This window comes from Paenibacillus sp. cl130, from assembly GCF_900116035.1.
Classification (GTDB): Bacteria; Bacillota; Bacilli; order Paenibacillales; family Paenibacillaceae; genus Paenibacillus; species Paenibacillus polymyxa_B.
The window spans coordinates 71,476-96,222 of the sequence record NZ_FOYG01000002.1; the positions used below are offsets into that span (position 1 = coordinate 71,476).

The following is a 24,747-nucleotide window of genomic DNA, read 5'->3' on the forward strand; positions in this document are numbered from 1 at the left end:
TCTTATTATTGAATATGGCTATTTACTCAGTATTGCTTTCTTTTTGGAGCATGCATAAAACACCGGGTTGTCCCACAACCCGGTGTCCTGAACTTAAATAAATGGTGTACTTATTTATCTTTACTCCAAAGCCGCAATCTTGCCAGCAAGCTCTTCCCAAACCTGTGGCTGCTCACCGCCCATAAGGGCATGCTCCATGCCACGAGTCGTCTCCAGCATTTGCTCTCGAAGCTGAGCTTTCTGCCACATTTGTTCCTCCTGCATCAGCGTAACGTAAAAAGAAGACATTCGTTCTCGTTGCTGATCCACAGCTTCCCCGATTCGCTGGCGTAATATCGGCTCCAGTTTGGTTTGTAGATTCGCTCGCCCAGTTCCTTCAAAAAATAGCTTTGGATTTTTAAAGCTATTCCAATAGTCCTTCCAATGAATAGACTCCTGCAGGGAAATTTCATTCAGCTCGGGAACAGCCCAGTTTCTGGATTCAGGAATCGTACAAACTAGTCCTTGCAACTGATCGTTCATGTGTTCTACGCACTGTTGTATAGTCTTGTGTACCAAAATTTGGCCCGTTTTTTCCAGCCGGAGTGTGGTTGCCAGCAATTCCTGAGACAGCTCCAGTTCGATTAAACGCATCAGCTCACGACCACAAGATGCAAAAGCCGAACGAAGATCACCTACTCCTTCACGCAGAACAGATGGATGAAAAGCCTCTGCCATAAATTCTCCAGTCCGATAGGACAGCCTTTGACGTACATGATACAGCAATTCATCGGTTTCACCCGATAACACAGATGCACCGTTGCTGTCAGTCAGGCCTAGGAGCGTATGCTCCAATTCTCCACGGATGCGAGTTAATCGCTCTAATCGAATCTCACGTTCTTCCTCGCTATACCGGGCATCGGTTGCATGTTGCTCTATGCGGTTCCGCAGCCGACCCAGTTCCTGCATAGCAGAAGCAATGGACAAACCTGCCAGCTCTTCGGCTGCAAATGCTGAAAAATCATCTTCAAATGCATCAAAACGTGAAGCTGAACGCAGCGAAGCCTCTCCCTGTTCGGCAGCTTCCAACGCCAGCATACTGGAAAGCGGATAAATACGTGGTTTTCGGATTCCATTCGCCTGTAGTTGTTCCTGTACATGCCGGGTAACAGAATGCAGTTCTTCTTCAGAAGAAGCCAGATCTGATGCATTAACTATAAAAAACGTCTGATCCAGCGCCAAGGTCTCTTTAACTCGACCTAGTTGGTTCAGGAACTGGCGATCACCTTGCGTAAACGCATGGTTATAATAGGTGACAAATACAAGAGCGTCCGCATGCTTCATATAGTTGAAAGTCACGCCTGTGTGTCGTGCATTCACAGAATCCGCTCCTGGCGTATCCACTAGCACGATGCCCTGACGGGTCAGAGCGCAATCATAATAAAGGTCGATATGCTCCACAAAGCATGATTTGTGCTCAGACGCAACAAAATCCCGATACTGCTCTAAATCCACCTGAAGCTGTTGTCCCAGCAAGCTTTCAGCTTCTTCCCATCCGGCTGCGGCAGCCTTCAAAAAACTATAATGAGGCCTACCCGCAGGATGGATGCCTTCCGGAGATAAAGCATGAACGGCTTCTTGCCAGCCCGCTGCCGCGGGTTCCCCCAATCCTAATAACCGAAATGAGTATTTAAGATCTTCCCGCAACGCGTCCACTGGTTTCATATGGACGTCAGCCGTGGCATGGCGCTCAGCACTTGCAGGCGCCATTATGCGGTTAATCGCCGCTGTCGTCGGATGCGGCGATACGGGCAACACAGCTTCACCCAGCAAAGCGTTGGCGAAGCTGGATTTCCCAGCGCTGAACGCTCCGAACAGCGCCAACGTAAACTGCCCGCCCTCCAGCGCAGCGGCGCGGGCATGTAAATCCCGTACCGCCGCTTGCATGGCAGGGTACGGGCTTACCAGGGCAGCGGCAGCCTTCAATCGGGCCGCTGCTGCATCCAGCCGCGTGCGGCGGCCTCCGGCGGCAGGCTGTGCTGACGCCGTTCCTGCTAGCGGCTGCGCCGATGCGTTGCGCGAGCCAGCGATGTCAGAACGCGCAACGCCCGTTGGTGCCGCAGCTGGCGGGGCAGCAGCGGCGGTATCGGACGCCGGTGCAAGCGCGTCCGCACGGGGCAAGCCGCCTGGCGCGGACGCCTGCGGCAGCAAGCTGCGCAGCAGGCTGGCGTGCGAAGCCGAGGCCTGCACGCGGGTGCTGTAGCGGCTCGCCGCGTCCGCCTGCGCCAGCAGCGCAGTGCGTGCATCCGCGAGAGCCGCGCGGCGGGCTTCGGCTCGCACTGCAAGCTGGGCCAGCAGCTGGTCTACCAGCGTTAGCGCCTTACGGCGACATTCGGCGGTCACAGCAGCGCGTAGATCTTTGCAATAGTTCAACGTATACTCCGGCGACAACGCATTTTCCTTCACCGTCTGCTCTACCAGTTGCCGGTCCGTCACAGGGCGGATGTCATCCAGCTCCTGCTCCATCGCAGCGGACCACAAACCCTGACTGTCACCCCAAGACCTCAGTAGCTCCCGTACATGGGGAAGCAATTGTCCCTCCACCTGATCAGTCAGCATTCCTGTCAGCCGTTCCAAACGGCTTTCCTTTTCTCGCTCAGTCTTTCCTCCTGCAAACCATATTCCTGTTTTGAAGCCCGGCTTGCGGCTCTCTAAGTATTCGCCTGCCGCTTCACGTAGCTCCGCTGGCGTCAAATGTGCGTGTTCCAGTAAATGATCCAGCTCTTGACGCAGTCGTTTACGCTCCTGCTCCGGAAGCACCTTCCAGTGTTCATCTTCTTGCTGCAAGGTTTTCTGCTCTATATCCAGGCGCAAAATGGCTTCTTCTCCACCTGCTTCTTTTAACAGTGTGTTCAGTTCCTCTTCTTCAGCTGCCTGCACAGTCTCCACGTGTTGCTCTACCAAATGATGCATAGAGGACACTAAACTGTATGCCAAAAACTCTGTTTTTCGCTCCAGCAATTTCGGAATCAGGTACGTCAACTGTTTCCACTGGTTCCATGGATGATTCTGCTCCTTCAAGGAAGTAAAGAGGATATCCGTATAATGAACCTGCCAGGCATGAAAGCTGGTCTCCACCTCATTACGATAACGTGTAAATGAAAGCTCTCGCTCCCGGTGTTTATCGATTTGATTGATGATCAAATATAATGGCTTGCCCCAATCCGACAAACTTTTGGCAAAGGACAAATTATTTTCAGATTGGACATGATTGTAATCCATCACATAAAAAACAATATCTGCCCAATGTAAAGCAGAATGTGTCGCCAGCGCATGTCCGTGGTCTGTGGAATCTACGCCTGGTGTATCCAGCAGCACTCCTCCGCTAGATAATATCGGAACATCCTCCCACACTTGAACCGATTCATAGGCTCCACCATTTTTACAATACTCAGCAAGCTCGGACAGGGAGGCTTCCATGCTTTCCGGCTCTGGATTTTCCGCTGATTTGGCTGGATGAATGAGCGCTCTCGGACGTCCATAACGGATGGACACTACATTAGCGCTCGTAGGCACCGGTCCAGACGGCAGCACAGTTTTACCACACAAGCTGTTAATCAAGCTCGATTTACCCGCTGAAAAATGTCCACAAAAGGCAATGGTCAGCTCCTGCGCATATGCTTTTTCCAGCAGATCACCTATCGCCTTCGCTCCCGCTTCATCCTCGGCTTTACGCAATGTACTCTGTATCTGTTCTATCGTATCCAACCACTTTCCCGCATCTCCTGTAATCGTTTGCATCATAAGCTACGGTTCCACTCCTTATCACTTGTCTGCACCAAATAGCTATATTGTAGCATTCCTAAGCCGTTGTGAGAATCATCACATCAAAAAAACTAAACAGCGCTCCCCGCCAGTACCTGGCTTTAGGGAACGCTGTTTTCGTACATGATAATAATAAGTTCATTTTATACTGTCCAAACGGATCATTAAAAATAAATATTTAGGCAACCGAATGCAATTCATCAAAGCCCTCAAAGAGCACCGACGAAGCAAGATATGTATACAACGGGTGAGCCTGCTCATCACGTACATTCACCTTTTAGAACATGGGGAACGCGACACCATAATTCAGGGTCAAAATGTATGCACACTTCATTGGAACGAGGCTCTATCCATATCAGGATGGTCTGCAAGGTTCATATATGCGCCTTCGGGCTGGTTAAACCAGCCGAGCCGCCTACACCGGAACATGCAACGCATGTCGTCCGCGAATTGAACTTAATTGGCTGCAGTCTCAAGCACTGGCAGCAAAATTTCAAATACTTGACCATGCTGTAAAATCGTAATCCCACGGGATTTGTCCTTCATTACGACCACTTCTGGCTTTTGTGACATACGCTCCAGATAATGTTCAGGTACATCACCGGAATGACTAACTGTGATTCCCTCAAGCTCGCGCTCTTCGTTTTCAGCAAATTCTGTTGTTACAATTTGCTCAAAAATATCAGAGAACGCTTCAAAATTGTCTGTATATACCGAAATGCACTTCATACTCTTCATCCTTTTCTACACATAAATGGTTAAACCCTCTGTTACTCTGTGGGTCTTTAAGCTCTACGTTCCTTATCTTTTCTGATAAGAGACGTTTTCATACGTTTCTTGCCTTCCCTGCACACATCAAGTAACGGACATACCTGACATTGAGGATTTTGAGCTTTACAATGGTAGCGTCCGAAAAAAATAAGCCTGTGGTGGGTCAAAGACCATTCATCCCTAGGTACCCTCTTCATCAGCTTTTTTTCCACCTCAAGCACTGAATCATCCCACCCTGCAAAACCGAGCCGTTTGGAAATACGCTCTACATGCGTATCTACCGCAATAGCCGGTACATTAAAAGCAGTAGATACTACGACGTTAGCCGTCTTACGGCCAACACCGGGTAGCTTAACCAGTTGATCGTGCTCCGAAGGTATCTCTCCCCCGTACTGGTCTATTAAAATACGACAGAGGTTATGAATATGCTTGGCCTTGTTTCGGTACAAGCCGATTCTGCGAATATCCTGCTCCAGTTCCTCAAGAGGAACAGCCAAATAATCCTCAGGTGACTTGTATTTTTGAAACAGGTCTGCCGTTACTTTATTGACCATCTGATCGGAGCATTGAGCAGACAATAACACGGCGATCGTTAATTCAAAAGCATTGTCATGGTTCAACTCACAATGGGCATCCGGAAACATCGTACCGATGGTGTCCAATATATGACGTGCGGTTGCTGCATTCACGGAAATCCTACCTCCTACCAAAAAAAACGTCTTGATACGGGATAGCCCGCATCAAGACGGTCACTCTAAATAATCATCCGGAAAGAAACGAATACTATTTGTGCATGACTGCCTGCATAGGCGAGAAATACACTCCTATATTATCATTATCTGTCACAGATTGCACGTGAAAAGTGTGTAAATCTCCAAGAAATTTTCATACCGTCTGATCGGTTAGCGGCTCATGGGATGATCCAAATCTACATGTCCCATTAAGGACTCTAAAGATTGACCATCTACGAGCAAATCCAGCGTTTTGACTTCCTTGAATTGGAACATCGTTTTCTTCAAGGCATCGATAGCTAATTCCTCGCCGCCAGCTCCCAATCGAGCCTCGTCCGGCAGAGAAATATCAAAAGTCAATGCACCGTTATCTAATTTGATCTTATGCACGGAAATTTTCTCGGACCACAACGGGATAAGAGCAGAATCCCCACTCTTTTGCAGAGCTTCAAACGTTTTTTGCAATTTTTCCAGCTCGCTTGGATAGGTAATTTCCTTTTTCTGTTCTTTCAAGCCGTTCTCTTGTGTATCCGTATAGTACACCGTAATCTGCTGTGTTTGTCGATCTCCTGAATTTTCCGTGTCCGTCTTGGTCTTTGTAGGCTCTGTTGACGGAGATGCAGGTGTTTGACTCGCCCCATTATTTTCAGCAGATTGAGCCGAAGGTTCAGGGGTCGTCTGTTCAGGTGTACTATTTTGTGCATTCGAAGTTTGTGTTTCCTGAGATGGAGTCGCAGGAGCCGTTGTTTGCTTAGAGGCACACCCTGCACCTGCAATGGCAAACAGTGCCAGCAGACCTGCAATTACGATTTTCTTGTTCATATGTCCCCCTCCTTGCTTGACGTTGACAAGCGATTTGTTGAAGATCTATTTTACGTCGAGATACTCTGTGATTCCATCTGCAATCCCTTGAGCTACCCGGTTTTGAAAATCTTCATCAAACAGTGTGGCTTCCTCTTTTGCATTACTCAGATATCCTACTTCAAGCAATACGGCTGGCATAGTCGTTTCCCGAATTACATGGAAATTGCCATAACGAATGCCTCGGTCTGTCAGACCCGTCGCAGGAGCAAAGTACTTATGCATAACGTTAGCGAACGCTTTGCTTGCACTACGCTGGTAATACGTCTCTGTACCGTTGGAAGCTGAGCTACCGCTGCTGTTAGCATGAATGGACACGAACACGTTAGCATTAAGGTTTTCAGCTACTTTTACGCGCTGTTTAAGCTCCAAGAATGTATCATCACTGCGTGTCAGCACAACCTCAAGCTTGGGGTTCTGCTTTAATATACTTTCTACTTTCAGAGCCATAGCTAAGTTGAAGGTCTTTTCATAATTTTTTCTTGAAACACCAACTGCTCCAGAATCTTTTGCTCCATGGCCAGCATCAATAACAACGACCTTTTTACCATTGCTGTTAGTTGGTGATGTCTGCGTGTCATCCGGCTGTGAGCCATCTGGTAACGTTGCGTCTGGCGTGGTATTCACAGAATCTTTGGAAGCCAGATCGACGATAACACGATTCGAACCATCATTATATGCGGTATAATTCATGGCATGCTTCAAATCAATAACAACGCGCACCGTTGAAGGTTCCTTTTGGAATAAAGCATAACGGATACCGGACACATCCGCTTCATTCTCAATGTCCAGCGAACCATTTAAGTTGCTATCCAGCTTTTGCTGCTCTCCGAAATTGTCAGCAAACGCAGTCGCTGGCAAATCCACCACTACCCGATCAGGGCCTGCCATCGTAAACGCTTTCGGCTTGACGGCACTGGCTGTTGTGATGGTTAAACGGTTTTGGCTGAAACTAACTCCCTGCACCTGTGTAACACCTGAGTTCGCATTATTCGTTGGTGCAGTAACACTACCAGTACCTGTACTGTTATTTCCGGACTTGGGAGGTGTAAATTCCCCGTTTCCAGACCCGCTACTGCGGGTATATAATTTTACGGACTTGGAGCTGCTGTCCCATTTTACGTCCAGTCCCATTTGCTCGCCGATAAAACGAAGCGGTACAAGGGCATAATTGGAACGCAGCAGAGGCGAAGCATCCAGACTAATGTCGCTTCCATTGACAGTCGCCGTCTTACTTCCGATTATCATTCGGATCGAGGTACTGTCTTTCTCAATCGTTATGGTTCGCGCCTGCTGCTTCCATGTCACGTCATATCCCAAATTTTCAGAAATTACGCGTAGCGGGACCATTGTACTTCCGCCAATTACTTGTGCCTTAGCACCACTAGGGACACTTAACTGTTGATCGTCGAGATAGATTTGTGTTCCACTCGAAGCCGCATGTCCATAACCCGGAACCGCCCACATGAAGACAAATAATAACAACAAAAAACCAAATTTCTTCATTCGTCACCCTTCCATTCATAATTTTTTTGCCACATGCTCCGGTGCGGCGACCTGATATACGCGCTTATGTAATATCAGACAACCTTATAGACGTTATCTCACACCAAAAGTTGCGAATATATTCCATCATAACAGAAATATACGTGCCAAAGAACTATTTTTGTCGAATTTTGACTAAAAATATAGATCATTCGCTTTCCGTCAAAAGTCACAGCCAAAAGAACTAAAAAAGCTACTTTCACCCCCATGAATTTTCATTAAAAGGTGGAAAGTAGCTTTTATTGTAAACATCCTTAGTTAAGTGATTCAGTTGCTCCTGTGCCTGTTCCAAGATACTCCTTCAACCCATCGACAATACCTTCGGCGATCTTTTCCTGTGTTTCTTCTGTGAACATGGCTGCTTCATTTGATAGATTACTAAGGTAGCCACATTCCAGCAATACAGCGGGCATTTGTGATTTTCTCGTCACCACATGGTTTGCCACCCTGATGCCATTATCCTTAAATCCGGTAGCCGCTACAAGATATTTATGCATCGCCTTTGCCAGTGCCAAACTGTCCTGGCGTGCATAATAGGTTTCAGAGCCATTGGTTTTTCCTTTATCTGAAGCTAGCATACTATTACCATGAATGGATACAAACACGCTTGCCTGTTGACTATTAGCCAGTTGTGGTCGTTCATCCAGCGTGGGATACGTATCTCCATTGCGAGTCAATACGATTTGAATGTCAGGATCATTTTGTAGAAGCTGCTCGACCTTTAACGCTACCGCCAATGTAAATTCCTTTTCATGTCGCCCAGTCACACTACCTGCCCCAGGGTCCTTGCCACCATGTCCGGGATCAATGACGACGATTCGCCGTCCTTCGACATTCGTTGGTGTTACCACTACCGGATTCACACTACGCTCACGCAATTGAAGGGTGATATCGCCTAGGCCATTGGTTGAAAGATCGTAATCACGTGCTTGATTTAAAGCAATGACAATGCGTACGCCCCCATTTTGTCCATCTGTGGGAGCAAATCTAATTTCCTGCACATCCTCGCCGTCACTATTCGTCAACGCCCGCGTGCCATCGGTGCGAATCGGGAACGGCTGAAGAAAATCAGTCGCCAGTGAAGCCCCGGGTAAATCTACAACAATACGATCATTCCCCGTCATTTTGGATACTTTAGGGGTAACATCTTTGTTCAGAGAAATCTTTAACGTTTCACCCCCAAAAGTAATATTTTGTACAAGCAACGCATTTGCTGTGGTCTGTTCTTTATTTTGCTGCTTGGCTGGTGAAGATGCGGCTTCAGTATGCTTGTCTGCTTCAACTGGATTTATTGTCGTCGCTGTTGCTGAAGACGTTTTATTGGTGCTTGTTGTACTCTGTGTTGACGTTTGCGACGATGGTTGGGATTGAGACTGTTTACTCGCTTGTTGAGTTACAGCCTTTTGACTGAGATTTACGGATTTACTTTTATTATTCCAATCTACTTTTAGCCCCATTTGCTCCCCAACAAAACGCAATGGGACCATGGTCGAGCTTCCCCGAAGCACAGGAGGTGCATCCAGACTAACTGTTTTTCCATTCACATCAGCCGATGTACGGCCTACATACATGGACATATCGGTACTATTTTTTTGAATTGAGATTTTATAGGATTGTGGTTCCCACTTGAATTGATATCCAAGCTGCTCCCCAACCACCCTTAGCGGTACCATGATTTTTCCATTGACCATTTCAGGCTTGGCATCTGCAGGCGCTTCCACCCTTTTGCCATCTAAAAACAAATCTGCTCCAGCCGCATTCGCATGAGGGGAGGACGGCCACAACCAAATCAGGATAGCCGCTAGTATCACCCAACCATATTTCTTCATTCTCATTCCCCTAACTTATATATGTATTTTTTGGTATTTCTCACAGACACAGTCCTTCAATCATTTTACATTTACAATACCATGCTGAGTCGAACCGTCAACCCCTTATTTTCCAATTTATTTTTTGAGCATGATAAAAGCCCGCAGGCAAAAGTAATGCCAGTACGGGCTTTCTGTCTAACAAATGAGCTAGCTATATGACTACGTATTGAAACTGAACTGGGAATTAACCCTATGCGCCTTGTTTCGCAGCACGTTTTTGTTCATAAGCCAGAATTTCAGATTCATGCTGGAGTGTCAGGCCAATATCGTCCAAGCCTTGCAGCAGGAACTGGCGGCGATGTTCATCCAAATCGAATTCAATTTTCAGACCATAATCGTCAGTGATCGTTTTATCATTCAGGTCGATGTTTAATTGGTAGTTATCATGCTGCGCCGTGCGCTGAAACAATTCCTCTACTTGCTCTTCAGACAGCTTGATCGGCAATATACCGTTTTTAAAACAGTTATTATAGAAGATATCCGCATAAGACGGAGCAATTACGCAACGAAACCCATAGTCCATAATCGCCCACGGCGCATGCTCACGTGAGGAGCCACAGCCAAAGTTAGCGCGAGAGATCAGCACAGACGCCCCTGCATAACGAGGCTTGTTCGGTTCAAATTCAGGATTGATATTGCCCGCTTCATCAAACCGCCACTCGTAGAACAGAAACTGTCCAAAGCCCGTACGTTCAATTCGTTTCAAAAACTGCTTAGGAATAATAGCATCTGTATCCACATTCACCCGATCCACAGGTGCTACAATTCCTTTTAATGTTGTGAAAGCTTCCATCGTAATTCCTCCTCTGTATCCTAGCGGACTACTTCTTCCTGCTTGAATTTCCAATCCCGTACATCAACAAAATGTCCATGAATCGCCGCAGCGGCTGCCATTGCTGGAGATACCAGATGAGTCCGTCCTCCGCGTCCCTGACGACCTTCAAAGTTACGATTAGAAGTCGATGCACAACGCTGTCCCGGTTGCAGTACGTCTGGATTCATCGCAAGACACATACTGCATCCCGCTTCACGCCACTCAAATCCTGCTTCTGTAAAAATGACGTCCAGCCCTTCTTCTTCAGCCTGAATTTTCACACGCCCCGAACCTGGTACGACGATGGCCGTTACTTTGTCAGAAACCTTGTAACCTTTGGCAACCTCAGCGGCTGCACGCAAATCTTCAATCCGCCCATTGGTGCAGGAGCCGATAAACACATAATCAATCGCAATATCCGTGATCGGAGTACCTGGCTTCAAATCCATATATTCAAGCGCTTTTTCAGCTGCTTTACGTTCGTTTTCGGTTGGCAGTTCTGCCGGAATCGGTACGGTTGAGGAAATATCTGTACCCATCCCCGGGCTGGTGCCCCAGGTTACTTGCGGAATCAAAGCATCTACGTCAAACTCCAGCACGACATCAAACTCAGCGCCTTCATCTGTGACAAGCTCTTTCCACTCAGCAACCGCTTGCTCGAAAGCAGCTCCTTGTGCTACATGTTGACGTCCACGCAAGTAATTGAAGGTGGTTTCGTCCGGTGCAATCATTCCTGCTCTGGCTCCGCCTTCAATGGACATGTTACACACAGTCATGCGCTCTTCCATGCTCAATTCGCGGATAGATTCACCTGTGTACTCAATAACATAACCTGTGGCGAAATCTGTACCGTATTTGGCAATGACACCCAAAATCATGTCCTTTGCTGTCACACCAGGTTTGCGGCGGCCTACAAAGCGAACTTCCATCGTTTTGGCTTTAGCTTGCTGGAGACATTGTGTTGCCATTACGTGCTCTACCTCACTGGTTCCGATACCAAAAGCGAGTGCTCCGAACGCCCCGTGTGTGGAGGTATGGCTATCACCACAAACAATCGTTTTGCCCGGATGAGTCAGACCAAGTTCAGGCCCCATAACGTGAACGACACCTTGATCCACCGTATCCAGATCATACAGTGTAACACCGAAATCACGGCAATTTTGAGTTAATGTATCAATCTGCTGCTTGGAAATCGGGTCCGTAATATTGTAACGGTCCTTAGTCGGCACGTTATGATCCATCGTTGCAAACGTAAGCTCTGGGCGACGTACCTGACGTCCGCTAAGACGTAATCCCTCAAACGCCTGCGGCGATGTTACCTCATGTACGAGGTGAAGATCAATGTACAAAATACTCGGCTTTCCCGCTTCCTGATAGATGACATGGTTATCCCAAATTTTCTCGAACATGGTCTTTTTACTCATCATTATTCACCCCTGTGTTTTTCGAACCTAGTGGAGAGAAGCTAACGGCTCTCTCTTGAATGTCAACAATATACCACGGGATGTTTGATTGGTCTAAGATATGATATCTATAGAAGTGATAGGTTAAGGCTATAAGGATGGATACTATGAACTCTGTCGCCTTTTCTAAGGTACTGCCAGTTATTACATTAAGGATTTGTTTGAATATTCATACTGCGAAAGCTGAGTCAATTATATATTCTCAGATAATGTTGACAATATAAGGAATAAACTTGTACAATTAGGAAAATATTTTTTTGGATTCCATTCTTCGTTGGTAACAAGGATATTGGAAATCGTAATAAGAATCATCTTAGCGATTGCTATAATGGTTCTTTTTTTCCTCTACTTTTGCAAAACTGTTCGTATTTGATTTTGTTAGCTCTTAATAACTATATAAAGTATAAAACGAAATATAGTTATATAATTTGATATAAATTACAGGCAATTAACAACGGAGCAAGAATTTTATGAATATCATCATGATGCGTTTTGTTGCAACAAATAGAAAACTGACTACGAGATTCAGCCGAAGATAACATTCACATCCTAAAAGGGAGTTGGAATGATGAAACAAAATGGAATATCCGTTGAAAACTACACTCCAATTTTGATTGTCGGTACGGGGATCTCAGGGCTTACTGCTGCTTATTATTTGTCGAAAAATAATATTAAGTACACGATTGTAACAAAAAAGAATGCACCCAAACAAAGCAACTCCTTTCTTTCAGCCGCAAATACTCGGGTTCCATCAGAGAATGAAGTTAACAATATTATTAATCTTACTATTGATAAATGTGGAGCAGATCGATCAGTAATTGAAGCGCTATATAGGAATTCCAACATAATTATAAATTTCTTCAAAGAATTAGGAATTCCTTATGAGAAAACATCCTTTGGTATCATGCCTGAATGTTTGATTAAATCACATGGGGGAAAGAAATTAATCAATTGTTTGTTACAACATATTGAACAACCGATGTGTAATAAAATTTTGATTCATTTGGAAAAGTACGATCAAGGAATTATCGCAATATTTTATGACACACAATCAGATCAATTTATCAGAATATTTACAAATTATTTGGTATTAGCTACGGGAGGATATGCAGGACAATTCTGTTTCAATGATAATTCGCCGGGTTCAACTGGTGAAACGCTTATCTTAGCTAAAAAAATAGGTGCAAGATTAAAGGGAATGTCTACAGTAATGTGTCATCCTTGGTCTATATATAACGGAAGGCAAATTTTATTGGGCGGGGTTGTATCTTTGAGTCAAGGGAAAATAATAGATGAGGATGGAGTTCAATTATTAAAAGATAAGTATATTTGTGATGCAATTGCTCGAGATGATTACCACGAAATGATTGATGAGATTTTAAAATTCCAACTTGAATGTATCAAACAAAAAAAAGACATGTACTTGGATATGAGCCATGCTGATGAAAATGTTTTAAATGAAAAATTCAAAAAATATGGATTTAGTCCTAAGGTAGTTAAAAATAAAAGAATTAAAATTACACCAACGATGCACTATTCTTCAGGAGGAATCGAAATCAATGCTAATGCTGAGGCTATAAACTTGAATCGTGTTTTTGCTACTGGAGAAGCTCAATTTAATGGTGATCTTGGTATAGGAAGAATCCCTGGGCAAGCATTCGCATCGGGGATCGTTTTTGGTAAATTAATTGCGGACAAAATAGCTAATGAAGGTGTTTTCAATACTCAATATCAAACTTCATTTAAAGATCCACCTGAAACGATGCATCTGTATTCAAAAGAAAATAATGACTTTCCGATTGAAGAGTTTCAGAAAAAGTTGTCAACTCTGATGATGGATTTGATCGCTTCCAATCCACCTGTGGTTTCTCTATCATTCCTTAGAAAAAAAATACAAGAAAGTCAAAACATCATATTAAGTAGAGCAAGAGGATCAGGAAAACGATACGAGGATATTTTAACATTGTCTTTTGGATATTTTGTTGCAATGGAAATTATAGAAGATCTTGAAGCAAAGTCAGGCTTGTTGAGTATCCAAAAATAGGATAAAAAGAGTCGCCTTTTTGGCTAATGGAAAGTACCACCCAACCATTCCAAAAAGAGGCGACCCTCATGGATTAGCCTAGGGCCGAACGGCGAACCTTATAGATTCCTCGGGAACTAATGTGGCTATGCTCAAGAAATTAAATTCAACACGCTTTAGTCATTATGACCAAAAGGATAAAAAGCACAGGGCTAAACAGCAATTCGAAAAAATGCCGGTGGAGCTTAAGAATCTTTATAAATGAATTAATTTTAAGATGATTACCAGCAAAATGAACAATGCCAATACAGCAGCTATCGATGTCCAAACTCTTCCGGTGATTCCCTCGTAGTCTCTTTTCATTTCCCCCACACGTAACGCCTCCTTTACTTTAGGGTACTATACTCCATAGGCTATGCGAGGTCTTGGTTAAAGGAAGGGCTTCTTAACAAAAAAAAGCTCCGCCGACCAATTAAGGTCAGCTGAGCTTTTTGGTTTATTTAGAGTATTCACTTACATCGAACGTAAGGATACGATCAAACAGCATGTAGTCCTTGCGGCTGCTGAATGGGCCTTTATTGTTATCGTGCTTATTGATTGCGTATGAAGCTGATCCAGAACCAGCCTGTTTGTTTTCGTACCACGAGATAAAGTCATTAACCTCTTTCATGCTTAGGTCAAACTCTTTTTCCAAGCCTGTTGTCATAGTGACCACCAATATTGCACGATCTCCAGTAGTTGGCTCTGGATCAGGTTGACTGCCTCCTCCTCCTAGTGGAGTTGCTGAAGCTTCATTGGAGTATTCTGAATCCACACCATTTACTTTAGCACTCACAACAAAGTAGTATTTCGTTCCATTGGTCAGACTTGGAATGATGAAGTTTCCATAGGCATCTTTTGTTGCTGTAGCAGTTTCAGTGTATTTACCTGACTCCGTTCCGTATTTAACTGTATAGCTTTCTGCATTCTCTATTTGATCCCATTTTAAAGTAACCTTGCCGTCTCCAGCTTTTGCTGTAAGATTAGCGGCAGTATTAACATCTACTAATTTACCATTTTTATCAATATCAATTGCATCCAAATCATAGTGACCCCCGGTAAGCTGTGGTACAGTAATTGTTACATTATGTCTTCCTTCTGGTAGTCCTGTTTTTTCATATGATAGATTTTGTCTTAAAAGCGTTCCATTTTGAGAAAATACTTCATCAATATTATCTATTGTAATTTGCACATTAGTTGGTCTATCTAGGTATCTTGTACCAATCAGTCTCAGTTTTGTTCCATAGAATGAGAACTTAATCTGCGCTCCCGATTGGGTCGTATATTTTGAAGTGCTGTATAACAGATACTACGGTAATACATTCTTTAGAATGTGTCTAAACATAAACTTGCTAATCTATAAATATAATCAATATATTTGCATATTTATTTTTTATTGGGTATTAAAAAGGACTCATGCCAGCTTCTATACTGGTTGAGTCCTTGTTTTTTTTACAATAAACCTCACTTTAGTCCCGATCTTCATACTCATCTAACTGATGACTTACCCATGATCCTGCTCCCCGGTTATCACTAGGCTTTATGTATCTGATATCAGCACCTGCGCCACCTTCTGCACACATTGCCATTGGCGATTCATCGCGATCATATCCCTTTTTCGTCGGATAGCCCTTGAGCGATTCCTTCCTGTTTTCTTCGGCTCCATCCCGATCAATTGTACACACCGCAGAATGTCCGGCTGCTATTGCATCCCCTGTTTCTGGATAACGTGAGCTTGGGAACTCCAGCGTATACCCAACTGCTGCTTGTTGGTTGATTGCTGCCGGTTCAGCATAAACACCCTGTACGGAAAAGATAGCTGCCAGTAACAATACGATTAATCCTTTTGCGATTCCTTTTATCATACGACCCTCCATAGTATTTAATCTTCTCAATACTATATTGGGAGACATGTCGAAGTATCGCGTATATTGTCACATAATAAAAAGGACTCATACCAGTTTTCGGGCAGAGCTCATTACTCCAGAAATTAAAAACCACATTTAAACTTATTTTTGAATATATAGACATTAATGTTTAGACTCCCTTTTTCAATTTTGTATGATTACTGAGCAAATAAACAAAAAGGGGATTTATACATGAAAAGAAAGCTCAATTTAATTTTATGCTTCACTTTACTTATTACTATTTTCCTCCCATTGTCATCAGTGAGTGCCTATACGGGAGGTTATGCCAACGGAAAAAGTGTTGATGCAATGATACCTGACATATATTTTATAGGAAGACCCCATGCAAGCAAAGCAAGTACAACACTTATAACAGATAACAATGAAGAAACAAACTATTTACTTCCTAAAGATAAGATGGTTATGATTGATTTAGGTACAGATAGAACTATTGATTCTTACAAGCTTAAAAGTGATTCTAAAAATTTAAGAATTAGTTTCTACGACCGAGACACAGGTTATATAGGCATATTTGAAACCAACGTAGGAAATGGAGAACTGAAGAAGCTTCCAAATGAAAAAAAAGTAGAACGCGTTAGATTCGTCACTCTTTATTCACTTAGTGGTGAAGACATAAATATAAGCGAACTTGACTTTTTCAACAGTAAAGATACAGTACCAGCACCGGAACCTTCTCCAACACCAGATCCTAAACCGACACCTGAACCAACACCGACGCCAAATCCAACACCAAGTCCTGAGCCTAATCCGTCTGAACCTACTGAGCCGACCGAACCAGCACAACCAACTGGCGACCGAGCTATTCTGACTGTAACAATGGACAATGGACAATGGATTTGATAAGGAATTCGATCTAAGTAAAAAAGAACTCAGTGCATTCATTGCTTGGTATGACGCTAAAGATGCTGGTAGAGGCCCTTCATTCTTTGCTATCGATAAACACAATAACAACAAAGGTCCATTCAGCAACCGTAAGGACTATGTAATATTCAATAAAATACTCACATTTGAAGTAAGCGAGTATTCAACAAAATAATAAACAACAAAGGACTTCATACTGGTTACATACCAGCGGAGTCCTTTTTCACATCTACTCTAAATTCAAATTGATTCGGAAGAAATAAGATTCGTTAATCGGAATCGATTCAGGTAAAAACTTCTCTACGGGGCCTCTATATAATCTAAAGTGTCATTTATGTTCTTCATTCGGTTGTTTTAGAACAAGTAAGAGTTTTTTAATCTCAATCAGTTCGCCTTCGATCCGATGAAGGTGGCTCTGCATATCGTCAATCTCTTGTTCGGCTTTGTAGTTGATCGCGAAGTCAATGATCGATTCATGCTTATCCCTTGCAGCTTGGCGGTTCTGACTCATCATAATGACCGGAGCCTGAAATGCTGCAATAAAGGACAAACACAAGTTCAACAAGATAAATGGAGGTTCATCGAAATGAAAGCGAGTAAACGGCAAGCTGTTCAAGAGTATCCAGAGGGTCAGAAAGATAGCGAAATAAGTAATAAATCTCCAGCTACCGCCGAATGATGCAATCCGATCTGCAAGACGATCTTGCCAGCTTGTCGTTCTTTGGTACGCTTCATCTAAATGAGAAAGAATGCTATTCTCGTAACTATCGACTAGCCGATCAATACGACGGGTATTTTCCTGATTCAATTCAATATCAAAGCCTTGAATATGAGCAGCACTTTTATTTTGCTGTTTTTTTTGAAAAAAATTCATTTTTGACATGTCAACTGCCTCCTTGTTTTAAGGCAGTCGGGCCCAATACTAACCCGTAGGGGAGGAATAGCAACCATACTCAATTATGGTATCTAGTTTTAACCCGACTGCCAATAGACTCCCTGGTTCTGGATCCGGTTCAGACGAACTTCGACTACTCATTGAATGGTTCAACCCCTCTCCCCTTAACATGTTGTGGGCTCCATATTTTACTGATCACACTGGAACCAAATCATTGCCAATACTACAACATTGAAATAAAAACGCCCCTCAGCTAACTGAAGGGCGTCGTTCTGCATGCAGGATAAAGCATACAAATATCCGATTCCCCCAAGTCGAGCTTTAGCACTATACGACGTAAAAGAACCAAAGTTCTTTAGCCACATTAAGAAGAGCCTTAATCCGGCAATTCCTGTTATACCCATTGGCATCTTTCGATGTTTCCGGGCAGTGGCTTATGTTCATATAGGAGCCTCACCTAACGAGGACATCAATATTTCCTTAGCAAGCATACTGCTGTCTAAATGTGCTGTCAAACCCAAATATATTTGCTATATTCCACATGTGTTTGTGCCTGGTGACAGCGACGCTGGCACTCCCCCTTATAACGCAAAAATAATAAGTCGTGGGGCCGCAGTTGCGGCAAACAGATGGTCTAAAACTTACATCATATCATCACCCAACGGTTTTACTACATATACTCTTACCTGGCTTAATGCAGCAGCAAATAGTTCTATATCCGACTTTAACACTTTATATGTATGGTTCAAGCTGATCACCTCAGATAGTTATTCTGCCGTGTGTGGTAATTCCTGCACTAAAGAAAGCTCTGCCGACCATCAGGTTAGCAGAGCTTTTTCTTTAAAATCCTCCAATGGTAACGTTAGGCTGAATACTATGGTGGTGGTTAAAGGCTTGGTCCGGCATAGTAACAATAAACAAAAAGCTAGCCGCGATGACTAAAAATACCATTTTTTTGAACATTGTTTTCCCACACCCTTTCAATAAAATTGAAATACTCAGCTTTAGTTTCAGGAACTGCATGGGCTTGAAAACGAACAAACAACCCCATACAGTTTATAAAGTAAGTTTCATTATTTATTATATGTGACTTTACCATTGCATTCATCAAATATTTAAAGCCATCAATGTACTTCCCTCGGTATAAATAATAAAAACCTAATTCGTAACCAAACCACGCGATATAATCCGGTATCACTTGTCGGGTATACATATCATCTGATGATGGTTGCTGTGAAAAAGTCGCAATTAGCGTTTCAAATCGTTTGAGTATATTGTCTACATCTATGCTAAACTGGTTTGCTGCGATTATAACATTCAGCAGTTTTGAAAGCTTTTCATTCTCGTTAGCGGCTGATGTTGTAGCAATATATTCAACATAATCGTTCAGCAGGCTTATTTCTCCTGACAACAGCTTATATACGTAAGTATTTCCTACCGCCCACTGACTGAACAGGTTTACCCAGTGTTTTGTATCCTCGTCATCCTCTTTAACCCAGTCTAAATCCGCATAGGCGTATGTATATTGTAGAGCTTGTTGATAATCGCCTTGGGCTTCACAAACACTAGCACACAACAAATCGGCGTAAGCAATGTATCCAAATAACGGATTTCTGGTTTCCTTTTCATGCTCCCTGTTCTTTCGATTCTTCTGCTGATGCTTTATGGAATATTGTACTTCAGCTTTCCCTCTCATTTGCCTTGCCATTTCCTCAACCTTGTCCCACTTACGCAAAGACCTGTACACATTAGCCAAATCCTTTAACGCATCAAGTTGTTCTAAATCATCTAGGCGCTCGACATAAGGCTCAAATAGTATAGCTGCCTTGTGGTTGCGGCTTTGGTCGTCACCAATCTGAATCGTGAATATACGATATTGACAGACTGCCAATCGTTCTGAATGTTGATATTTCTCCGCTTCAGCTACCCCCTCATAGAGCAGCAATGCAGCCGCATGTCTTCCCTGCGCCAACAATTCTTCTGCAATTTCAAATAGCTTGGGTGAATACAGTAGATTGTCCATGATGGCTCCCACCACTCGACGGATTGCATCCAACTTGTCCAACTCCGCACAGCGAAACAAAAATGGCTCGATTCGTCTCATATTCGGAGGATGGTCGATGATGTAGTTTTCTATGAACAAGTCATAAAAGTGACCTTCCGGTAACCCCATAGCCTCGGTAATGCGATCTATCTGGTTAACAGACATAGATTTATTGCCTGACACTATGCTACTTACTATCCCCCTATTCATGCCCGCTATATGCCCAAACTCCATCATGCTCAAACCTTCTTGTTTTAGATATTGTTCCAATTCTGCTCTAATCGTGGGTGTAACTTTCATAGATAAACCACCCTCCATACAGAAGTACCAATATTTATATATTATTGCATTCTATTGTTGTCCATAATTTAACAGTTGTCAATAATTTTTATTTATTTGCATCGAATGTCGAAGTATATAAAATAAGCAGTTCCAAAGAGTCACTCTGCATTGAAGTCAAATAACCCTGCCACTGTTACCGGTGAGACTTATGTTAATGGAAATATAATCCTTCAAAAAGCAGACACTTACATTGATCTGACTGTACAAAAGTACGGAGGGTTACTTGCTGAGTGGGACTACAAATGATTGGTGATATTATGCTACTCTATAAATAAGCAAATAATTTAATCAAGAGGTGTAATAATGCGGTTTCATGAATTTTATATCGGACAAGTATTTAAAACCAAGTCTTTAAAATTAACTAAAGAGGATATTACCAGATTTGCAAGGGAGTTTGACCCGCAATATATGCATTTAGATGAAGAGAAAGCATTACAAGGTAGATTTAATGGAATTATCGCTTCAGGAATTCAAACATTAGCTGTTTCTTTTAAGCTTTGGGTTGAAACAGGCAGTTACGGTGATGAGGTTATTGCTGGAACTGCTATGAATAATATTAAATTTATTAAACCAGTATATCCAGGCGACGAATTGTACACCATTGTTGAAGTGATTGGAGTAAAAGAGATGAGGAATGGAACAGGACTCGTTACTGTATTGCTGTCGACTTTCAACAACAAAGAGGAGCAAGTTTTTGAAGGCGATTTATCCGTTCTGGTTAAACAGTAAAGTTTCATAAAAAATCAATTATTACAAGTTTGAAGAGGTCCATGCATTTTAGCACGAACCTCTTCTCTTTATTCTAACGTGGCTTGACTTGCGGCTTCATGTTCAGCCACACGTTGCAGTAATTCCTACTAAGTCTTCATTTGACGACCTTGACGTGCCCTTCTACAAACTGAATATCGCATAGATTCTACATCTTGAACCCGTACTTTTCCACCATTTTGGATAACATATCTATGCCTTCTGGAGTTCGACTAGCATTTCCGTCCAATGTAATAATAATAAATTGATATTGCAAATCATATAAATGAATAATTTACTATAAATCTCTGAGATTCGCACTGTGCTATTTTAGTATAGAGGGCTTTGAGAATGACATTTACTAATCTCAGCCCATAGTTTGTCATTCAACTGCTTTTGTATTGGATCTGGACAAACAACGCGATGGAACGAGAAGCATCATACAAACCATAGAGGTATAGTTGCTTCAAGAGCGGTCTAATCTATGTAAAATTTTGGTTCAGTGTAATGAATTTCACATCTTTCCGGGTCAACCTGTTCTACCATAGAAGGGTGATACGCCGTGCTGGGCAGACCACTTTGGTCGGGACGGTTACGTCTTGTTCTAAACCAGCTACACAGGCTGTCTGGCATGCGCGGCAAGTACGCCTTTATTTTGATTCGAAGCGGAGTGTCCAGATGTTGAATACCGAATTGGAATACCGTGAGCGCATCAGGAAGTTGGCCGTGTGTATTGTCAAGCACTACCGGGGAAAAGGACCGGACAACGTCAAGGTTTCACTGGATTCGCCGCTCCGGATTACGGTAGAAATTCGAGGTACATTGTCTAATTTGTCCGAAATTCTCGTTCATGAAGGGGCTGAGGACAAGGTCAGGGAATATTGGGACGTCCTTCGTCCCTATCTAGAAAAGGAGTTTATGAACGAAGCCGAAAAAACACTCGGCAGTCCCTTCACTTATACTTGGGAGGTCTGCCCCTCCGTCCATGGAGACGGACACATTATCATTACTCTAGAACTACAACACATACACCGGTTGGATTAGCGGGAAGGAGCTTGTCTCCTCGCTCGCGGATAAGCCAGTACAGGATGCAGCGTAAAGCGGCATTTTTGTATTGGCTTTTTTTATGTTACGAGTTTCATCTATTTCATATAAAAGAGGTGCTGCACTTATGGCAGACAAGGTATTGACCGTATGTCCCTACTGCGGGAGCGGTTGTCAGCTTCATTTGCTGGTGGAAAAAGGACAGGTAATTGGCGCAGAGCCGGCTGGTGGTCGTACGAATGAAGGAACACTGTGTCTGAAAGGACACTATGGATGGGATTTTTTGAATGACCCGCAAATTCTGACTGCACGCTTGCGCAAGCCCATGATTCGCAAAAATGGAGTTATGGAGGAAGTCGAGTGGAAGGAAGCCATTCAATATACTGCCGAACGGCTGTCAGCAATTAAGGAAAAATACGGACCCGACTCCATTATGGGAACGGGCTCCGCACGCGGTCCGGGTAATGAAGCCAATTATGTCATGCAAAAGTTCATGCGAGCGGTCATTGGCACGAACAATATTGACCATTGCGCTCGTGTATGCCACGGCCCTTCTGTAGCAGGTTTGACTTACTCGCTCGGAGATGGAGCTATGTCCAACTCTATTCCTGAAATTGAACACTCTGATCTCATTTTCGTGTTTGGATATAATGCACCCGAAACACATCCGATCGTCGCAAGACGCATTGTAGCTGCCAAGCAAAGAGGCGCCAAAATTATTGTATGCGATCCGCGCATGACCGAAACAGCTCGTATTTCGAATATGTGGCTACCCTTAAAGGGCGGTTCGAACATGGCTTTGGTGAACGCTTTTGGTCATGTACTTGTGCATGAAGGACTGTACGACAAACGATATGTTGAAGCAAACACAGAAGGCTTTGCCGAATACGTAGACAGCATTAAAAAATATACTCCCGAATATGCGGAAGGCATTACGGGGGTCAAGGCAGCCGATATCCGGGCGGCTATGAGGGAATATGCAAAGGCTCCTACCGCTACAATTTTGTACGGAATGGGCGTATGTCAATTTTCACAGGCCGTTGATGTGGTAAAGGGGCTCGCTTCCCTTGCACTGTTGACTGGAAATTTGGGCAAGCCGAATGTGGGTATCGGACCAGTACGGGGACAAAACAATGTACAGGGGTCCTGTGATATGGGCGCTTTGCCGAATGTGTATCCTGGCTATCAGGATGTAACAGATAACACAGCTCGCAAAAAGTTTGAAAAAGCATGGGGTGTTGAGCTGCCACGTAAAAAAGGCTATCCACTTACGGAGGTACCACACCTCATTCTGAAGGAGAACAAGCTGAAAGCTTATTACATTTTTGGCGAGGACCCTGTACAAAGCGATCCGAACGCCGCCGAGTTGCGTGAAGCCCTAGACCAATTGGAATTTGTCGTGGTTCAGGATATTTTCATGAACAAAACAGCGCTGCACGCCGATGTCATCCTCCCTTCTACTGCCTGGGGTGAGCATGACGGCGTATATTCTTCGGCAGATCGGGGCTTTCAGCGCATCCGTAAGGCCGTTGAGCCACAGGGTGATGTAAAACCAGACTGGGCTATTATTAGCGAGGTTGCTACCGCCATGGGCTATCCTATGTCCTATGCAAACACAGAAGAAATTTGGGATGAAATGCGCAGTCTCAGCCCATTATTCTCCGGTGCCAGCTACCAAAAAATGGAGCAGCAAGGCGGCGTGCAATGGCCCTGCCCTACTGAGGATCATCCAGGTACACCGTATTTATATAAAGGAAATCAATTTTCGACACCTAGTGGCAAAGGCAGATTATTCGCCTGCGAATGGCGTCCACCACAAGAACAACCGGATGCAAAATACCCGCTTGTCTTGTCCACAGTCCGTGAGGTAGGTCACTATTCCGTTCGTACCATGACTGGCAATTGCCGCGCGCTGCGCCAGTTGTCTGATGAGCCTGGCTTTATTCAGATTAGCCCAGAAGACGGAGCAGATCTGAATATTCTAGATGGCGAAATTGTTGCTATATCCTCTCGCCGGGGACGCATCATGGCACGGGCACAAATCAGTGACCGTGTGCAACAAGGTGCGACCTACATGACCTATCACTGGTGGGTTGGAGCATGCAACGAGCTGACCGCTGATTTTCTCGATCCGGTATCCAAAACCCCGGAATTAAAATACTGTGCCATCCGTCTGGAACGGATCGCCGACCAAGCGCAGGCTGAACGTGATGTACATGAATCGTACCAACGGATTCGCAGACAGATGAACGTCCAGGAAGCTGTTTTGGCTGATAAGGTGACGAGATGAGCGGCACAGGGAATATGATGCACCGTCCGACAGATACCCGGTCAGCTTCGACGAGTAGAATGGGAGCAGCCAGTAGAACAAGCGCTGTTGCTTCTTCTTTTGTAGTCGCGGACGCCGGACAGTGCATCGGCTGCAAAGCCTGTGAACTGGCGTGCTTCGCCGTTCACAGTCAGGCTAACGGCATAGGAGCTTCGGTCGGAACCGTCAGCGTACCTGTTGTACCCAAGGTGTATGTTGTACGTACAGGGGAAATGTATGTGCCGGTGCAATGCCGGCATTGCGAAAATGCCCCCTGCGCACATGCTTGTCCGGTACAGGCCATCCGTCAGGAGGACGGCGTCGTCATGATAGATGAGGAACGATGTATCGGCTGTACCTCCTGTGTTTTGGCCTGCCCCTTCGGGGCAATTGAGGTGTCTCCGGTCTACCGGGCAGGACACGTTGTAACGCAGTCCGGCCTGACTCACCGTGCAAATCGAGTCGCCCTTCCCCGCACCGCAGCAAGCAAATGCGATCTGTGCGCGGAAACAGAGAACGGACAGCCTGCATGTGTAGAGGCCTGCCCGAATCATGTCCTACGGCTGGCCAAAGGTATATCCGACTCACCTCCAGAGCCTCGGCGGGAAGTCTTTTTCCCACGCCTATAAGGTCAAAATCAGCCGCAGAAAGGTAGA

General features: G+C 44.2%; 16 protein-coding genes, 2 pseudogenes and 1 riboswitch. Of the genes and pseudogenes, 6 read left to right on the top strand and 12 right to left on the bottom strand.

Annotated elements, in window-relative coordinates; genetic code table 11:
* Positions 1-120 precede the first annotated feature (120 nt).
* The 8 genes from BM358_RS06670 to leuC form a co-directional block, all read right to left on the bottom strand.
* Complete coding sequence (locus BM358_RS06670) at positions 121-3,783, bottom strand: dynamin family protein (protein WP_028540687.1); 3,663 nt, start codon at positions 3,781-3,783, stop codon at positions 121-123.
* Positions 3,784-4,260: 477 nt separating this feature from the next.
* A complete protein-coding gene (locus BM358_RS06680; protein WP_013310628.1) occupies positions 4,261-4,533 on the bottom strand; it encodes a hypothetical protein in 273 nt (90 codons plus the stop codon).
* 56 nt (positions 4,534-4,589) lie between these two features.
* The gene (gene nth / locus BM358_RS06685; RefSeq protein WP_023989081.1) at positions 4,590-5,264 is read right to left on the bottom strand and encodes an endonuclease III; all 675 of its coding nucleotides are present in this window, start codon (positions 5,262-5,264) and stop codon (positions 4,590-4,592) included.
* 213 nt (positions 5,265-5,477) lie between these two features.
* Entirely contained in the window at positions 5,478-6,128 is a 651-nt protein-coding gene (locus BM358_RS06690; RefSeq protein WP_028540686.1) for a GerMN domain-containing protein, read from the bottom strand.
* A 45-nt stretch (positions 6,129-6,173) separates the two neighbouring features.
* The gene (locus BM358_RS06695) at positions 6,174-7,673 is read right to left on the bottom strand and encodes an N-acetylmuramoyl-L-alanine amidase family protein (protein WP_023989083.1); all 1,500 of its coding nucleotides are present in this window, start codon (positions 7,671-7,673) and stop codon (positions 6,174-6,176) included.
* A gap of 293 nt (positions 7,674-7,966) precedes the next feature.
* Positions 7,967-9,541, bottom strand: a complete 1,575-nt coding sequence (locus BM358_RS06700; protein ID WP_023989084.1) for an N-acetylmuramoyl-L-alanine amidase family protein — start codon at positions 9,539-9,541, stop codon at positions 7,967-7,969.
* A gap of 232 nt (positions 9,542-9,773) precedes the next feature.
* Positions 9,774-10,376 (bottom strand): 3-isopropylmalate dehydratase small subunit, encoded by a 603-nt coding sequence (leuD, locus tag BM358_RS06705; protein ID WP_013310633.1) that lies wholly within the window; start codon positions 10,374-10,376, stop codon positions 9,774-9,776.
* A 20-nt stretch (positions 10,377-10,396) separates the two neighbouring features.
* Positions 10,397-11,821: a 3-isopropylmalate dehydratase large subunit gene (leuC, locus tag BM358_RS06710; RefSeq protein ID WP_013310634.1), complete on the bottom strand. Its 1,425-nt coding sequence runs from the start codon at positions 11,819-11,821 to the stop codon at positions 10,397-10,399.
* A 607-nt stretch (positions 11,822-12,428) separates the two neighbouring features.
* Here leuC and BM358_RS06715 point away from each other — a divergent pair.
* The gene (locus tag BM358_RS06715; protein WP_028540685.1) at positions 12,429-13,904 is read left to right on the top strand and encodes an FAD-binding protein; all 1,476 of its coding nucleotides are present in this window, start codon (positions 12,429-12,431) and stop codon (positions 13,902-13,904) included.
* 475 nt (positions 13,905-14,379) lie between these two features.
* Here the strand turns inward: BM358_RS06715 and BM358_RS26385 are convergent, their stop codons facing one another.
* Entirely contained in the window at positions 14,380-15,114 is a 735-nt protein-coding gene (locus BM358_RS26385) for a fibronectin type III domain-containing protein (protein ID WP_226887760.1), read from the bottom strand.
* 234 nt (positions 15,115-15,348) lie between these two features.
* A pseudogene (locus BM358_RS06725) lies at positions 15,349-15,787 on the bottom strand (sporulation protein).
* Between the two features lie 837 nt (positions 15,788-16,624).
* On the opposite strand from BM358_RS06725, the pseudogene BM358_RS26390 reads away from it, so the two are divergent.
* Positions 16,625-16,886: pseudogene (locus tag BM358_RS26390) on the top strand (hypothetical protein); the annotation flags it as partial.
* Positions 16,887-17,039: 153 nt separating this feature from the next.
* Here BM358_RS26390 and BM358_RS06735 read toward each other — a convergent pair.
* On the bottom strand, positions 17,040-17,594 hold the full coding sequence (locus tag BM358_RS06735; RefSeq protein WP_049828342.1) for a DUF1003 domain-containing protein: 555 nt from the start codon (positions 17,592-17,594) through the stop codon (positions 17,040-17,042).
* 311 nt (positions 17,595-17,905) lie between these two features.
* Positions 17,906-18,078, bottom strand: a riboswitch (M-box (ykoK) riboswitch).
* Positions 18,079-18,531: 453 nt separating this feature from the next.
* Entirely contained in the window at positions 18,532-19,950 is a 1,419-nt protein-coding gene (locus BM358_RS06745) for a helix-turn-helix domain-containing protein (protein WP_028540680.1), read from the bottom strand.
* A gap of 345 nt (positions 19,951-20,295) precedes the next feature.
* Between BM358_RS06745 and BM358_RS06750 the strand changes: the two genes are divergently transcribed.
* The 4 genes from BM358_RS06750 (at position 20,296) to BM358_RS06765 (ending at position 24,720) form a co-directional block, all read left to right on the top strand.
* Positions 20,296-20,721 carry a MaoC family dehydratase gene (locus BM358_RS06750; RefSeq protein ID WP_028540679.1) on the top strand — a complete coding sequence of 142 codons (426 nt, stop codon included), beginning with the start codon at positions 20,296-20,298 and terminating at the stop codon, positions 20,719-20,721.
* A 696-nt stretch (positions 20,722-21,417) separates the two neighbouring features.
* Positions 21,418-21,783, top strand: coding sequence for a hypothetical protein (locus BM358_RS06755; protein ID WP_013310644.1), 366 nt, complete (start codon positions 21,418-21,420; stop codon positions 21,781-21,783).
* Between the two features lie 127 nt (positions 21,784-21,910).
* Positions 21,911-24,073 (top strand): formate dehydrogenase subunit alpha, encoded by a 2,163-nt coding sequence (gene fdhF, locus BM358_RS06760; protein WP_028540678.1) that lies wholly within the window; start codon positions 21,911-21,913, stop codon positions 24,071-24,073.
* A complete protein-coding gene (locus BM358_RS06765) occupies positions 24,070-24,720 on the top strand; it encodes a 4Fe-4S dicluster domain-containing protein (protein ID WP_023989098.1) in 651 nt (216 codons plus the stop codon). Before fdhF ends, BM358_RS06765 begins: the two co-directional genes overlap by 4 nt.
* The last annotated feature ends 27 nt before the right edge of the window (positions 24,721-24,747 follow it).